This is a genomic window from Rouxiella silvae (assembly GCF_002093625.1).
Lineage (GTDB): Bacteria > Pseudomonadota > Gammaproteobacteria > Enterobacterales > Enterobacteriaceae > Rouxiella > Rouxiella silvae.
Map to the genome: position 1 here is coordinate 23,493 of NZ_MRWD01000022.1, position 15,736 is coordinate 39,228.

Here is a 15,736-nt window from a genome sequence, read left to right on the forward strand (position 1 = left end):
GATTCAGGAGAGTGCATGGAGTTCAGTGTAAAAAGCGGTAGCCCGGAAAAACAGCGCAGTGCCTGTATTGTAGTCGGCGTTTTCGAACCTCGCCGCCTGTCACCTATGGCTGAACAGCTCGACAAGATCAGCAACGGGTACATCAGCGCCCTGCTCCGCCGCGGTGAACTGGAAGGAAAAGTGGGACAGACCCTGTTCCTGCACCATGTTCCAAACATTCTGTCCGAGCGTATCTTGCTGGTAGGCTGCGGTAAAGAACGTGAACTCGACGAGCGCCAGTATAAGCAGGTTATTCAGAAAACAATCAACGCCCTTAATGAAACGGGTTCTATGGAAGCCGTTTGCTTCCTCACCGAGCTTCACGTTAAAGGACGTAATACGTACTGGAAAGTCCGTCAGGCGGTAGAGACGTCAAAAGAGTCGCTCTATACCTTTGACCAACTTAAAACCAATCGCGTTGAGCCACGCCGACCGCTGCGTAAAATGGTCTTTAATGTGCCGACTCGCCGCGAGCTTAACAGCGGTGACCGCGCCATTGCGCACGGACTGGCAATCTCTTACGGCGTTAAAGCAGCGAAAGATTTGGGCAACATGCCGCCTAACATCTGTAATGCGGCTTACCTCGCCTCACAGGCGCGCCAGTTGGCCGACGCATTCAGCTCCAACATCACCACGCGCGTCATCGGCGAACAGCAGATGAAAGAACTGGGCATGAACGCCTATCTCGCCGTGGGTCAGGGTTCGCAAAACGAATCGTTGATGTCGGTGATGGAATATAAAGGTAATCCTAACGCCGACGCTAAGCCGATCGTGCTGGTGGGTAAAGGACTGACCTTCGATTCCGGCGGTATCTCCATTAAGCCAGCGGCCGACATGGACGAAATGAAGTACGACATGTGTGGTGCAGCCACGGTCTACGGCGTGATGCGCGTAGTGGCCGAGCTGAAATTGCCGTTAAACGTGGTGGGCGTGTTGGCCGGTTGTGAAAACATGCCAGGCAGCCGCGCATTCCGTCCGGGCGACATTTTAACGACCATGTCAGGAAAAACCGTTGAAGTGCTGAATACCGACGCCGAAGGCCGTCTGGTTCTGTGCGACGCGTTGACCTACGTTGAGCGTTTCGACCCTGAGCTGGTCATCGACGTCGCCACGCTGACCGGTGCCTGCGTGATTGCGCTGGGTCATCACATCACTGGCCTGCTGTCTAACCATAATCCGCTGGCCCACGAGCTTATCACTGCCTCCGAACAGGCCGGTGACCGCGCGTGGCGTCTGCCGATGGGCGACGAGTATGACGAACAGCTTCAGTCCAACTTTGCCGATATGGCTAACATCGGCGGCCGTCCGGGCGGTGCGATTACCGCCGGTGTGTTCTTGTCGCACTTTGCAGAAAAGTACAACTGGGCACATCTCGACATCGCCGGTACCGCATGGCGTTCAGGCAAAAACAAGGGAGCAACGGGTCGCCCTGTTTCTCTGCTGTCCCAGTTCCTGTTAAACCGTGCTGGTCTTAACGGCGACGATTAATCGCCCACTGCTGTAAACCCATCCTTCACCGCCTTGTGCGCGGGAGGATGGCGTTAGGAAGACACCATGAAACAGGCTACATTTTTTCTTCTCGACTCACCCGACGCCGCAGACGGGCTCAGCAGCCACGAGGCGCTGGCGTGCCAGATTGCCGCGTTGCGCTACCGTGCGGGTCAACGCGTGCTTATCGCCTGCGAAGACCAATCGCAGGCAGAGCGCTTGGATGAGGCGCTGTGGAAACGTGATGCCGACCAGTTTGTGCCACACAATCTGGCGGGAGAAGGCCCGAGATTTGGCGCCCCCGTCGAGCTTTGCTGGCCCGGAAAACGTGGAAATGCCCCGCGAGATTTGCTGATTAGCCTGCTTGGACAATTTGCAGATTTTGCCACCGCTTTCCATGAAGTGGTAGACTTCGTTCCTTACGAAGATTCTTTAAAGCAGCTGGCGCGCGATCGCTACAAAGCCTATCGCAGCGTCGGCTTCAATTTGACCACGGCGACACCGCCTGCGGCCAATACAACGACTACAGACTAACGAAGCGAAATGGATAAGACATATAACCCGCAAGATATCGAGCAACCGCTTTACGAGCACTGGGAAGAACAGGGCTATTTCAAGCCTAACGGTGATACCAGTAAGGAAAGCTTCTGCATCATGATCCCGCCGCCGAATGTTACCGGTAGCTTGCATATGGGTCATGCTTTCCAGCAAACCATCATGGACGCCATGATCCGCTATCAGCGCATGCAGGGTAAAAATACCCTGTGGCAGGCGGGGACCGACCATGCCGGTATTGCCACTCAGATGGTAGTTGAGCGCAAAATTGCCGCAGAAGAAGGCAAGACGCGTAAAGATTACGGTCGTGAAGCCTTTATCGACAAAATCTGGGAGTGGAAATCAGAATCGGGCGGCACCATCACGCGCCAGATGCGCCGTCTCGGCGACTCCGTCGACTGGGAGCGCGAGCGCTTCACCATGGACGAAGGCCTGTCTAACGCCGTTCGAGAAGTGTTTGTTCGCCTGTATAAAGAGGACCTGATTTACCGTGGCAAACGCCTGGTAAACTGGGACCCGAAACTGCGCACCGCGATCTCTGACCTCGAAGTTGAAAACCGCGAATCGAAAGGATCCATCTGGCACCTGCGTTATCCACTGGCTGACGGCGTCAAAACGGCCGACGGTAAAGACTATCTGGTGGTAGCCACCACCCGCCCGGAAACCGAACTCGGCGATGCCGGCGTGGCGGTTAACCCGGAAGATCCGCGCTATAAAGACTTGATCGGTAAAGAAGTTATTCTGCCGCTGGTAGGTCGCCGTATTCCTATCCTCGGTGACGAACACGCCGACATGGAAAAAGGCACCGGCTGCGTAAAAATCACCCCTGCCCATGACTTTAACGACTATGAAGTTGGTAAACGTCACGGCCTGCCGATGATTAACATCCTGACTTTCGACGGCGACATTCGCCAGACCGCTGAAGTGTTCGACACCAAAGGCGAAGAAAGCGACGCGTGCAGCAACGAAATTCCTGAGCAGTTCCGTGGCCTTGAGCGCTTTGCCGCGCGTAAAGCCGTCGTGGCCGCATTTGACGAGCTGGGCCTGCTGGAAGAGATTAAACCTCACGACCTGACTATCCCTTATGGCGATCGCGGCGGCGTGGTCATTGAGCCGATGCTGACCGACCAGTGGTATGTGCGAACTGCACCATTGGCAAAAGTGGCGGTTGAGGCGGTTGAGCAAGGCGAGATCCAGTTCGTACCTAAACAGTACGAAAACATGTATTTCAGCTGGATGCGCGACATTCAGGACTGGTGTATCTCTCGCCAGTTGTGGTGGGGTCACCGCATCCCGGCCTGGTACGACGCCGAAGGCAATGTTTTTGTCGGCCGTGACGAAGAAGAAGTGCGCCGCGAGAACAACCTTGCCGCAGACGTGGTGCTGAGCCAGGACGAAGACGTGCTCGATACCTGGTTCTCCTCCGGCCTGTGGACCTTCTCGACGCTGGGCTGGCCAAACGAGACGCCGGATCTGAAAGCCTTCCACCCGTCAAGTGTGGTAGTGAGCGGCTTCGACATCATCTTCTTCTGGATTGCCCGCATGATCATGATGACCATGCATTTCGTGAAAGACGAAAACGGCAAACCACAGGTTCCGTTCAATACCGTTTATATGACTGGCCTGATCCGCGACGACGAAGGACAGAAAATGTCCAAGTCAAAAGGTAACGTTATCGATCCCCTGGATATGATCGACGGTATCTCACTGGAAGACCTGCTGGAAAAACGCACCGGCAACATGATGCAGCCGCAGCTGGCGGAAAAAATTCGCAAGCGCACCGAGAAGCAGTTCCCGAACGGGATTGAACCGCACGGCACCGACGCCCTGCGCTTTACCCTGGCGGCGCTGGCCTCAACCGGTCGCGACATCAACTGGGACATGAAGCGTCTTGAAGGCTACCGCAACTTCTGTAACAAACTTTGGAACGCCAGCCGTTTTGTGCTGATGAATACCGAAGACCAGGACTGTGGCCTGAACGGCGGCGAACTCCAGCTGTCTCTGGCGGACCGTTGGATCCTTGCCGAATACAACCGCACGGTGAAAATCTACCGTGAAGCGTTGGACAGCTATCGCTTCGACCTGGCGGCCAGCATTCTGTATGAATTCACCTGGAACCAGTTCTGCGACTGGTATCTGGAGCTGACCAAGCCGGTCATGAACGGCGGCACTGAAGCACAGCTGCGCGGCACACGTAATACACTGGTTGAAGTACTCGAAGGCCTGCTGCGCCTGGCGCACCCAATTATTCCGTTCATTACAGAAACCATCTGGCAGAGCGTTAAACCGCTGAAAGGCATCACCGCAGACACCATTATGCTGCAACCTTTCCCAGAGTTTTCGGCCGACAAAGCTGATGAAAGCGCATTGGTCGATCTCGAATGGATCAAGCAGGCAATCATTGCTATTCGTAACGTGCGTGCCGAAATGAACATCGCGCCGGGTAAACCTCTCGAGCTGCTGCTGCGCGGCGCCAGCGCTGATGCACAGCGTCGTGTAGAGCAGAACCTGAGCTTTATCAAATCACTGGCACGTCTGGAATCAATTACTGTGCTGGCGGCGGGCGATAAAGGACCGGTTTCTGTGACTAAGCTAGTTGAGGGCGCAGAGCTGCTGATCCCGATGGCAGGTTTGGTAGATAAAGAGGCCGAGCTTGAGCGCTTGACCAAAGAGATAGCCAAGCTGGATGCAGAAGTTGAACGTATCGAAGCCAAACTGTCGAATGAAGGCTTTGTGGCGCGTGCGCCAGAAGCGGTGGTTGCCAAAGAGCGTGAAAGACTGCAGGCCTGTGCAGAAGCCAAGATAAAGATTCAGGAACAACAAGTTACCATTGCCGCGCTGTAAGCAACGCTGAGTCGGTAATGTCTAACAACGGTGGAGTGAAAGCTCCGCCGTTTTTTTTAGAATTGCAAAAAGCAGCGCCACGCGGTATTAAATGCGAGTGATTAAAAAAACGACGCTGCCATTCCCTGAAAGTTCATTCCATGAAAATTTTGAGTTATTGATATGACTACAGCTGTGATCGACTCAACACAACAAGATGTCGTAGTGCGACGCATCACCTGTGATGACAATGCCGCGATCGCCCAGGTTATTCGTCAAGTATCCGCCGAGTTTGGTCTAACCGCCGACAAGGGCTATACGGTTGCCGACCCCAATCTGGATATTCTTTGCGAAATCTACAGTCAGCCGCGCAGTGCCTATTGGGTCGTAGAACTCAACGGCAAGATAGCGGGCGGCGGCGGCGTTGCTCCCTTAATCGGTGAAGGCGAGGATATCTGCGAACTGCAGAAGATGTATTTTATGTCCAGCCTGCGCGGCAAGGGCCTGGCCAAGCGACTGGCACTGCAGGCCATGGCCTACGCGAAAGAGCAAGGTTTTACCCGCTGTTATCTCGAAACCACCGCCAGCCTGACCCAAGCCATAGCGCTGTATGAGCATCTCGGCTTTGAACACATTGACGGCGCGCTCGGCAGCACCGGTCACGTTGACTGTGAAGTCACCATGCTTAAATCACTTTAATACGCTGTTTATGCAATAAAAAAGCCGGCTAAGCCGGCTTTTTTATTTCTACTTCATGCCCTTAACTCGGTTTGTAATCTCGCGAGCTAAGGTGAACCTGCTTCCAACGCCTTATCGCCGACGCGCAGCAGATTAATTTAAAGACTTAGTGGCGTTTGCCGTCGTCGTCTTTATCAACAATGTTTTTAGGCGCAGCGTGTTCGTCTTCTTCTTCGTCGTCTTCATCATCTTCATCGTCGCCGTCTTCGCCGTTCGGGTCTTCAAAGTAAGTGCCCCAACCGTCGTAGTTCACGCCGTTGGCTTCTGCCAGTGCTACCAGCTGCTCAACCTGCGTGTCGATGAGTTCTGCATTAAGCGCCACTTCGCTTATCACATCACAGCACATCACCACCGAGCCGTCTTCAATTTCTAGCTCTTCTGCGTCTGTCACTTCATAGCCCAGCTTGAAGGCCTCTACCGCTGCTCGCTCCAGAACGTCGAATTTCTCACAGGAGAAATGATGCTCAATAGTGTAAAGCGCGTCAGGATCGCTACCGTCTTCCAACAGCTCTTCGATGATTAAGCGGGTCTCATTACGTTGTTCGTCTAGCAATTCACGGTTTGCCATGCCTCTGTCCTCAATCAATATGACGTTTAGACGCTATTTTCACACAGCAGAGGGCTTGCCTCCACTATAAACGACAAAGTTTTTATTTGGGGGTTGTAATTGCATATTCATACATATAAATTGAATTTTAATTCATTGGATAAGTTTCGGAGATAGACACATGAGTCTGTTAAGTAAACGCCATTTTCTTAGGCTACTGGATTTTACCCCGTCAGAAATTGACACCCTGTTATCGCTCTCCGCCGAGTTGAAAACTGCCAAGAAAAACGGCAGCGAGAAGCCTTACCTTAAAGGGAAGAACATAGCGCTCATCTTCGAAAAAGACTCTACCCGCACTCGATGCTCTTTCGAAGTTGCCGCTTATGATCAGGGCGCTCAGGTCACCTACCTCGGCCCAAGCGGCAGCCAGATTGGCCATAAAGAGTCGATGAAAGACACCGCGCGCGTGTTGGGCAGAATGTACGACGGTATCCAATATCGCGGTTTTGGCCAGGAAATTGTCGAAACGCTGGCCGAACATGCGGGCGTACCGGTATGGAACGGACTGACCAATGAATTTCATCCTACCCAGCTTTTGGCCGACCTGTTGACCATGCAAGAGCATCTGCCGAGCAAAACCTTGTCGCAAATGTCGCTGGCGTATTTGGGCGATGCGCGCAACAACATGGGCAACTCACTGCTTGAAGCAGCAGCGTTGTGTGGCCTGGACCTGCGTCTGGTTGCGCCCTCAGCCTGCTGGCCTGACGCCGACCTGGTCGCAAGCTGTCAGCAATTGGCTCAGCAAAACGGGGGGTCTATAACCCTTACTGAAGATATCGATGCTGGCGTCAAGGGCGCGGACTTCCTCTACACCGACGTATGGGTCTCGATGGGCGAACCCAAAGAAGTGTGGAAAGAGCGTATTAATCTGCTGCGCCCTTATCAAGTGAATATGGCGATGGTGGCGAAAACCGGCAATCCTGCGGTTAAATTCCTGCACTGCCTGCCGGCTTTCCACGATGACCAAACCACCCTTGGCCGCCAGATGGCAGAAGAGTACGATTTGAAAGGCGGTATGGAAGTGTCCGACGAAGTGTTTGAGTCGCCGCTCAGCGTGGTCTTCGATCAGGCTGAAAACCGCATGCACACCATCAAAGCCGTGATGGTTGCTACCTTAGGCACAATGTGATCAAACCCGCTTTCCAGCCTGTTGGCACTGGCCAACGGGCTGCCGCAGCCCCTTAATATTGCACTTTTACTTTCCTTTACCCCTCGCCCCCCTGTTTATCAACTAACCTTTTATAGAGTTAATCTTTTATCATGTGAATAATAAAGGAAACGGTTATGGGTGCAGTGAATCCTGAGTTCGTGCTTCGCTTGGAAAGCTTGCTGAGCAGGGTCTATCCCAAAGAACACATTGGCGATCTGATAAAAAAAATCCTGCATCTTGGTGAGAAATGGAACTACGGTGCGCATCGTTCGCAGCAATGGGTGGACGGCACCAATATCTATCTCATCACCTATGGCGACACGATTTCGCAACCGGACAAACCGCCGCTCGCTACGCTCAATCACTTTGCCCATCAGCACTTAAACGACACCATCAGCGATATTCATATTCTCCCGATGTATCCTTACAGCTCCGATGATGGATTCAGCGTCATTGACTACCGGCGCATCGACGACCACCTCGGCGGCTGGAGTGATATTCACCACCTCGCCGCCAACTTTAATCTGATGTTTGACTGCGTTATCAACCACATATCACGCTCAAGCGACTGGCTGAAAGGCTATATTAACGACGAGCCTTATTACCGCGACTATTTCATCGATGCCAATCCAGAGCTGGACTACAGCCGCGTCGTGCGCCCCCGCGCCTCACCGCTGTTGACGCCGTTTATCAAAGCTGACGGCACCGAACTGTATTTGTGGACCACATTTAGCGAAGATCAAATCGACATCAATTTCAAAAATCCACAGGTGCTGCTCGAAAGCATCGATGTCATATTGCAATATGCGGCAAGCGGCGGGCAGTCGATTCGCCTTGATGCCATTGGCTACATTTGGAAGGAGATGGGTACCCCCTGTATTCATCGGCCGCAGGCGCACAATATCATCAAGCTGTGGCGCACCATCCTCGACGAGGTGATCCCCGGCACGCGCATCATTACTGAAACCAACGTGCCCCACCATGAGAATATCAGCTACTTTGGTGAAGGCGATGAAGCGCACATGGTTTATCAATTCGCCCTTCCGCCGCTAACGCTGCACGCCTTCCTGCGCCAAGATACACGCACGCTGACCCAGTGGGCGCAGGGACTGAACGCCGAGGCACACTATCCCAAGACCACCTATTTTAACTTTCTCTCCAGCCACGACGGCATTGGTTTACGCCCTACCGAGACGTTCCTTGATGACAACGAACGAAAATATTTGGCGCAGGAAACACAGCGCAAAGAGGGGCGAGTCTCCTATAAAGACAACGGTGACGGCACCCATTCACCCTATGAGCTGAATATTAACTATCTCAGCGCTATCACCGAAGTGGACGACAGCATCGAGCTTAAGGCGAATAAGTTTCTGGCGGCTCAGGCTTTACTGCTGTCGTTTATGGGCGTTCCGGCGATTTATATTCACAGCCTGCTCGGCAGTGAAAATGACCTTGAAGGTATGCATCAGTCCGGTCTAAGTCGACGAATAAGCCGCAAGAAACTCCAGCTCGACGACGTTGAAAAAGAGCTCACGCAGCCGGGATCTCTGCGGTCTAGGGTGTTTAACGGCATAAAGAAACTGATCGCTATTCGGCGTACACGCCCGGCTTTTTCTCCTCAGGCCGGTCAGCGAGTATTTGAACTGGGTGACAAACTGTTTGCCCTAGAGCGTTATGACCCCAAATCGGAGAACCGCATCAGCTGTATTTTCAACATCAGTGGCCAATCGCAAACCTTTAAACTGGCCGTTGAAGGTAAAGACTTGATTGCCGGCGAACAGTTTACCGGCCAGATGCGCCTCCAGCCGTGGCAGGTGGTGTGGATAGAGCACAAACTTAAAGCGCCAGAGCGACTGGGCAGACTGCGCCGCTGGCGGAAAAAGATTTTTATCTCGCTGAAAAGATCTGAAGCCAACCGATTGCTTACTGGCCGTCCCCGTAAAGCAAAAAGGTGAAGCAACCCTCTTGCAGGCAGAATTCGTGCGCGTATAATGCGCCACAATTTGCCGGGAGACTGACATGAAAAACGACATCACACTGCGCTTCGATGCTTCACCGAACCCTGTGCCTGTAGGCGGCGTTCAGCCGTTGTCTCTCCCAATGATTTTGCAAATGCCGGTAGTATTGCAAATAAAGAATCGATCGCTGAAAGCCCCTCATTGAGGGGCTTTTTTTTGTCTGTCATCGTAAAGGAGAGCGACAATGGCTAATCCGCTGTACCAAAAACACATTATTTCAATTAACGATCTCAGCCGTGAAGAACTGGAGCTGGTGTTAGACACGGCCGCCAGTTTAAAAGCCAATCCACAGCCTGAGCTGTTGAAACATAAGGTGATAGCGAGTTGCTTTTTTGAAGCGTCCACCCGTACCCGCCTGTCGTTTGAGAGCGCGGTCCATCGCCTTGGTGCCTCTGTCGTAGGTTTTGCCGACGGAAGCAACACCTCGGCAGGCAAGAAAGGCGAGACACTGGCAGACACGACTTCGGTTATCAGCACCTATGTCGATGCGATTATCATGCGCCATCCGCAGGAAGGCGCAGCGCGTCTGGCCACAGAATTCTCCGGCAGCATTCCTATCCTCAACGCCGGTGACGGTGCTAACCAGCATCCGACTCAGACCCTGCTCGACCTGTTCACTATTCAGGAAACCCAGGGCCGTCTCGACAACATCAAAATCGCGATGGTCGGTGACTTGAAGTACGGCCGCACCGTGCACAGCCTGGCGCAGGCACTGGCCAAATTTAACGGTAACCGTTTCTATTTCATTGCGCCGGACGCGCTGGCCATGCCGGAGTACATTCTCAATCTGCTCAAAGAGAAAGGCATTGAATACAGCCTGCATGAAACCATTGAAGAAGTGGTGCCAGAGCTGGATATTCTGTACATGACGCGCGTACAGAAAGAGCGCCTGGACCCGTCGGAGTACGCCAACGTCAAGGCGCAGTTTATTTTGCGCGCTGCCGATTTAGCCCATGCCCAATCCAACCTGAAAGTGCTACACCCGCTGCCGCGCGTTGACGAAATCACCACCGACGTTGACAGCACACCCTACGCTTTCTATTTCCAGCAGGCCGGTAACGGGATTTATGCCCGTCAGGCACTGTTAGCACTGGTTTTAAACGCCGACACCGCACAATAAGGAGCACACCATGACGCAAGATAACAAACTCCAGGTAGAAGCCATCAAATGCGGCACGGTTATCGACCATATTCCGGCGCAAATTGGTTTTAAGCTGCTGTCATTGTTTAAACTGACCGAAACCGATCAGCGCATTACGATTGGCCTGAACCTGCCCTCTAACGAGCTTGGCCGCAAAGACATTATCAAAATTGAAAACACCTTTCTCACCGAGCAGCAGGTTAACCAGCTGGCGGTGTATGCGCCCCATGCCACAGTAAACCGCATTGACGATTATGTGGTAGTGAAGAAGCTACAGCCAAGCCTGCCCGACCGCATCGAGGGTGTGCTGCGTTGTCCTAACAGTAACTGCATCAGTCGCTTTGAGGCGGTCACCTCCAGCTTTGCGGTGAAAAATCGCCACGGCGAAGTCCATTTGCAGTGTAAATACTGTGAGAAAGAGTTCGAACATCAAGTTGTTTTGAACAACGAATAGAAGGAGATTTTGGGGATGCTTTCTCCCTCCCCGCTCCCTATACTGTCAGGACAATTTTTCATCTCATCAAGGAAACATTATGTCTCGCGAAATCAGCACAGAAAACGCACCAGCGGCAATTGGTCCTTACGTTCAGGGCGTCGATCTCGGCAGCATGATCATCACTTCCGGCCAGATCCCTGTTGATCCAAAAACCGGCAACGTAGCCGAAGACATCGCCGCTCAGGCGCGCCAGTCACTTGAAAACGTGCAGGCCATTGTCGAAGCAGCAGGTCTGAAAGTCTCCGACATCGTGAAAACCACCGTTTTCGTTAAAGATCTCAACGACTTCGCCACCGTTAATGCGACCTATGAAGCGTTCTTTACCGAGCACAGTGCTCCTTTCCCAGCGCGCTCATGCGTTGAAGTTGCTCGTCTGCCTAAAGACGTTAAAATCGAGATTGAAGCTATCGCCATTCGTCGCTAAGCCCCCCTCTTCGATATTAAACAGGTCAGCCTCGGTGCTGGCCTTTTTTATGCCACATCCCCCTCTCTACCACCCCTCGCGGTACCCGCACTTGTGAATGCTTCATCAGCGACCATACTGATAAATGACGCACTTTTTTGGCTCATTTTTAGCTAATACGCGCCTCGTTTCGCACTATAAAAGCGCGACATCCCCTCTATTTATGCGTTTTCTACAGACTTTTGCACGCTGGCACAGTTTGTGCGTGTTGATTTAGGCGTAGTCAGAATTTTGTTATGCACGAACCCTAGCCTGTTATGTCAGTGAGGTGATGATGATCAATATTGACCTACTCGATTCACCCTTTTTTGATGAAATGTTAATGGCTGAAGGGAAGCACCGCAGCCATTATCAAGCCTACTGGCAATGGTTACAGCAGGCCGATCAACAGGCCGTTCAGCGCAAGAAAGAGGAAGCTGCGCTGTTGTTTCATCGGGTGGGGATTACTTTTAACGTGTACGGGGATGACGACGGCGCCGAGCGTCTTATCCCTTTTGACAGCGTGCCGCGCATTATTCCGGCCAGAGAGTGGCAAATGCTCGACCGCGGGATCCGCCAGCGGGTACAGGCCCTTAACTGTTTCCTGCACGATATTTATCATGACCAAAAAATACTTAAGGCAGGAATTGTTCCGGCCGAGCAAGTGTTAGCCAATGAACAGTATCAACCCTGCATGCAGGGCGTTAATTTGCACCGAGACACCTACGCGCATATTGCTGGAACCGACATGGTTCGCAGCGGCGACGGTGAATATTACGTGCTTGAGGACAATCTGCGCACTCCGTCCGGCGTTTCTTACATGATGGAAAACCGCAAAATGATGATGCGGCTTTATCCAGAACTGTTTAGTGAACAACGTATTGCCCCGGTTTCTCGCTACCCTTCTTATCTGCTGCAAACTCTGCGTGAAAGCACCCCGGTGAACGACCCTACGGTGGTGGTGTTAACGCCGGGACGTTTCAACAGCGCCTACTTCGAACACAGCTTCTTGGCCCAACAAATGGGCGTTGAACTGGTTGAAAGCGTTGATTTATTTGTGAAAGAAGGCGCTGTATTTATGCGTACTACCGCCGGTCCCTGCAAGGTTGACGTCATTTATCGCCGCCTCGACGATGCGTTCCTAGACCCGCTGGCTTTTCGTGCTGACTCGATGCTCGGCGTACCGGGGCTGCTTTCAGTCTACCGCACCGGCGGCGTGGTGCTGGCGAACGCCATCGGCACCGGCGTGGCCGACGACAAGTCTATCTACCCTTATGTACCGGACATGATCCGCTTCTATTTGTCGGAAGATCCCATACTGAATAATGTGCCAACCTGGCAGTGCCGCAAAGAACAGGACCTCTCCTACGTGCTTGCTAATCTAGAAAAAATGGTCGTAAAAGAGGTTCACGGTGCGGGCGGCTACGGCATGCTGATTGGTCCAAAAGCCAGTCAGGCAGAGATTGCTCACTTCCGCGACCTGCTCAAGGCACGTCCGGAAAACTATATTGCTCAGGACACACTGGCGCTTTCAACCTGTCCCACGTTTGTTGAAGAAGGCTTGGCACCGCGCCACATTGACCTGCGCCCCTTTGCATTAACCGGTGCCGAGATACGCCTGGTGCCGGGCGGACTAACCCGCGTGGCGCTGGAAGAAGGCTCGCTGGTGGTTAACTCTTCTCAGGGCGGCGGCACTAAGGACACCTGGGTTTTGGAGGATGACGCATGCTAAGCAGAACGGCCAGTGAACTCTATTGGATGGCCCGCTATCTTGAACGGGCTGAAAACATGGCTCGCCTGATGGACGTCACCAACAAACTGTCGATGATGTCTATCCGCGATAATAATCATGACCTGCTGGTTCCTTTACTGCTTACCGGCACTCAGACACTTTTTAATGAGACCTATCAGCAAGTTACGATGAATAACCTGCTGAATTTCTTTGCACTCGACCCCAATAATCCCAGCAGCATTTACAGCTGCCTGCAAATGGCCTGGAACAACGCCCATGCGGTGCGCGGCAGTCTGTCCTCGGAAGTCTGGGAAAGCATTAACGCCTCGTGGATTGAGATGAAAATAATCCGCCGTCAGGGCGTAGGCACGGCGGGTGCAGACAGCTTCTTCGACTGGGTGAAAGAGCGTTCACACCTGTTCCGCGGTGCCATGTTTGGGACGTTGCTGCGCAGCGATGCGCTGTATTTTATCCGTCTCGGCACCATGCTCGAGCGCGCAGACAGCACCGCGCGCCTGCTCGAAGCCAAAAATCAGTTGCTCGACGCTGACGAAGATCCGGTTCGCGAATATTACCGCATGGACACGCTGCTGCGTGCGGTCAGCGCCCGCGAAGCCTTCCACACCTTATATAAACAACAGCTCAGCCGCGAAACCATCGCCGATCTGCTGATTCTACGCCGCGAACTGCCGCGCTCTTTACTGGCCTGCGTCGAGGTCATGACCGAACAGCTTGAATTGATTGGTGGCACCGTCGGGAATCTGCCGCGCCGCCGCGCCCACACGCTGCATGCCCAGCTGCGCTTCTCGACGCTGGCCGAAATCCAGGAAGTGGGCCTGAGTGACTGGCTCAATGACTTCCTCAACCAAACCAGCGCGATTGCAGATAGCATTCATCAAACTTATCTGGAGGCACAATGAAACTTAACGTCAGTCATCAGACGCACTATACCTATGCGCAGCAGGTTAAACGCAGCACCCAATATCTACGCCTGACGCCGCAGAACTCCAGCCACCAGAAAATCCTGACCTGGGATCTCAGCCTGCCGGAATATGCCACCCGCACCATCGACGCCTACGGCAACGTGCTGCACGTGCTGACCCTCGACCAGCCACATCAGGCGATCACCATCGAGGCTAACGGGGTGGTTGAAATAGAAGACAACGTAGAGGACGACAACTGCGGGCACCTGTCACCGCTAGTGTTTCTGCGTACCAGCCAACTGACCCATGCGGATCCGGCAATCCGCGACTTTGCCTCGCGCTATTATCGTCCACAGGCCCAGCATGAAAGCCTGTGCAAACTGATGGGCGAGCTGCTGCTTAAAATGCCCTACAGTCCTGGCACCACGACGGTAAAAGACAGTGCAGCGCAGGCATTTAGTGCACAGCAGGGCGTGTGTCAGGATCATACTCACGTGTTTCTGGCCTGCTGTCGCAGTCTTGGCATTCCGGCGCGTTACGTAAGCGGTTATTTATACAGTGAAGATAGCGCGCACGTTGCCACCCATGCTTGGGCAGAAGCCTGGCTTGATGATCGTTGGCAAAGTTTTGACGTAACAAATAATACTTGCCAGCCCAATCAACATTTGAAACTCGCTATCGGTATAGATTATCTTGATGCCTGCCCGGTACGCGGCATCCGGTTAGGGGGCGGATGTGAAGATATGCACACCGTCGCTGCGGTACAAATACTCGATATTCCCCAATAATTCTGACTGAATATATAGGTAACTGGTATGACTTACTGTGTGGCCATGCGATTGTCCTCTGGCCTGGTGTTTGTTTCGGACTCGCGAACCAATGCTGGGGTGGACCATATTTCCACTTTCCGCAAACTGCATGTTTTTCATCAGAGCGATGAGCGGATGCTGGTGATTCAGAGTGCCGGCAATTTGGCGACCACACAGAGCATTCTCAGCCTGTTGCACAAGCGCTGTCTTGACCCGGATCGCCCCAATATGCTCAACGTGGCGTCAATGTACGACGCAGCGAGCCTGTTGGGTGAAACGGTGCGGGAAGTGATTGCCCGCGACAGTGGCGCGAATCAGGGCGGAATGACCGATTTCAGCTGCAATCTGCTGCTTGGTGGGCAAATTGAGGGTGAAGGAATGCGCCTGTTCCACGTTTATCCGCAGGGCAATTTTATTGAAGCCACTCACGATACGCCGTATTTTCAGGTGGGTGAAAGCAAGTACGGTAAGCCGATTATCGACCGCGTGTTGACCTACAACACCGCGCTGGATCAGGCGATGCAGTGTGCGCTTATTTCGATGGACTCTACCCTGCGCAGCAATCTGTCGGTTGGACTGCCGCTCGACGTTATGATCTATCCAAAAGACAGTTTCAGTAAGGCTCAGCAGTATCGGATAACCGAAGATCATCCGTATTTTCAGATGATCCGCACCGGATGGGGAGAGGGACTATTGAGTATTTTTGCCCAGCTACCCACGTTGAAACTGGAAAAATGATTTACCGCCGCGGCCTTCCATCAAGAAGGCCGTTTTA

At 53.1% G+C, this 15,736-nt stretch carries 15 protein-coding genes; 14 read left to right on the forward strand and 1 reads right to left on the reverse strand.

The genetic code is table 11. The features are described 5' to 3' along the window. The first annotated feature begins 15 nt into the window (after nucleotides 1–15). From pepA to BS639_RS10735, 4 genes are all read left to right on the forward strand, one after another. Complete coding sequence (pepA, locus tag BS639_RS10720) at nucleotides 16–1,527, forward strand: leucyl aminopeptidase (protein ID WP_055774588.1); 1,512 nt, start codon at nucleotides 16–18, stop codon at nucleotides 1,525–1,527. Between the two features lie 66 nt (nucleotides 1,528–1,593). Continuing rightward, nucleotides 1,594–2,061: a DNA polymerase III subunit chi gene (locus BS639_RS10725; protein WP_055774586.1), complete on the forward strand. Its 468-nt coding sequence runs from the start codon at nucleotides 1,594–1,596 to the stop codon at nucleotides 2,059–2,061. A gap of 9 nt (nucleotides 2,062–2,070) precedes the next feature. Beyond that, the gene (locus BS639_RS10730; protein ID WP_055774582.1) at nucleotides 2,071–4,926 is read left to right on the forward strand and encodes a valine--tRNA ligase; all 2,856 of its coding nucleotides are present in this window, start codon (nucleotides 2,071–2,073) and stop codon (nucleotides 4,924–4,926) included. A gap of 162 nt (nucleotides 4,927–5,088) precedes the next feature. Continuing rightward, nucleotides 5,089–5,604, forward strand: a complete 516-nt coding sequence (locus BS639_RS10735) for a GNAT family N-acetyltransferase (protein ID WP_055774579.1) — start codon at nucleotides 5,089–5,091, stop codon at nucleotides 5,602–5,604. Nucleotides 5,605–5,749: 145 nt separating this feature from the next. On the opposite strand, the gene rraB is transcribed toward BS639_RS10735, so the two are convergent. After that, the gene (gene rraB, locus BS639_RS10740) at nucleotides 5,750–6,211 is read right to left on the reverse strand and encodes a ribonuclease E inhibitor RraB (RefSeq protein WP_055774575.1); all 462 of its coding nucleotides are present in this window, start codon (nucleotides 6,209–6,211) and stop codon (nucleotides 5,750–5,752) included. 160 nt (nucleotides 6,212–6,371) lie between these two features. On the opposite strand from rraB, the gene argF reads away from it, so the two are divergent. The 10 genes from argF (at nucleotide 6,372) to BS639_RS10785 (ending at nucleotide 15,699) form a co-directional block, all read left to right on the forward strand. Continuing rightward, a complete protein-coding gene (gene argF / locus BS639_RS10745) occupies nucleotides 6,372–7,379 on the forward strand; it encodes an ornithine carbamoyltransferase (protein ID WP_084983081.1) in 1,008 nt (335 codons plus the stop codon). 155 nt (nucleotides 7,380–7,534) lie between these two features. Further along, nucleotides 7,535–9,355, forward strand: coding sequence for an alpha-amylase family glycosyl hydrolase (locus tag BS639_RS10750; protein WP_084983082.1), 1,821 nt, complete (start codon nucleotides 7,535–7,537; stop codon nucleotides 9,353–9,355). A 64-nt stretch (nucleotides 9,356–9,419) separates the two neighbouring features. Continuing rightward, on the forward strand, nucleotides 9,420–9,563 hold the full coding sequence (locus tag BS639_RS24920) for a hypothetical protein (protein ID WP_158086933.1): 144 nt from the start codon (nucleotides 9,420–9,422) through the stop codon (nucleotides 9,561–9,563). A 39-nt stretch (nucleotides 9,564–9,602) separates the two neighbouring features. Next, nucleotides 9,603–10,538 (forward strand): aspartate carbamoyltransferase, encoded by a 936-nt coding sequence (pyrB, locus tag BS639_RS10755; protein ID WP_084983083.1) that lies wholly within the window; start codon nucleotides 9,603–9,605, stop codon nucleotides 10,536–10,538. 10 nt (nucleotides 10,539–10,548) lie between these two features. Then, entirely contained in the window at nucleotides 10,549–11,013 is a 465-nt protein-coding gene (pyrI, locus tag BS639_RS10760; protein WP_084983084.1) for an aspartate carbamoyltransferase regulatory subunit, read from the forward strand. A gap of 79 nt (nucleotides 11,014–11,092) precedes the next feature. Next, nucleotides 11,093–11,479 (forward strand): 2-iminobutanoate/2-iminopropanoate deaminase, encoded by a 387-nt coding sequence (gene ridA / locus BS639_RS10765; protein ID WP_055774547.1) that lies wholly within the window; start codon nucleotides 11,093–11,095, stop codon nucleotides 11,477–11,479. 313 nt (nucleotides 11,480–11,792) lie between these two features. Further along, the gene (locus BS639_RS10770) at nucleotides 11,793–13,229 is read left to right on the forward strand and encodes a circularly permuted type 2 ATP-grasp protein (RefSeq protein WP_084983085.1); all 1,437 of its coding nucleotides are present in this window, start codon (nucleotides 11,793–11,795) and stop codon (nucleotides 13,227–13,229) included. Then, nucleotides 13,223–14,149 (forward strand): alpha-E domain-containing protein, encoded by a 927-nt coding sequence (locus tag BS639_RS10775; protein ID WP_055774541.1) that lies wholly within the window; start codon nucleotides 13,223–13,225, stop codon nucleotides 14,147–14,149. Before BS639_RS10770 ends, BS639_RS10775 begins: the two co-directional genes overlap by 7 nt. After that, nucleotides 14,146–14,940, forward strand: a complete 795-nt coding sequence (locus tag BS639_RS10780; RefSeq protein ID WP_055774538.1) for a transglutaminase family protein — start codon at nucleotides 14,146–14,148, stop codon at nucleotides 14,938–14,940. Before BS639_RS10775 ends, BS639_RS10780 begins: the two co-directional genes overlap by 4 nt. 27 nt (nucleotides 14,941–14,967) lie before the next feature. After that, the gene (locus BS639_RS10785) at nucleotides 14,968–15,699 is read left to right on the forward strand and encodes a proteasome-type protease (RefSeq protein WP_055774535.1); all 732 of its coding nucleotides are present in this window, start codon (nucleotides 14,968–14,970) and stop codon (nucleotides 15,697–15,699) included. Nucleotides 15,700–15,736 lie beyond the last annotated feature (37 nt).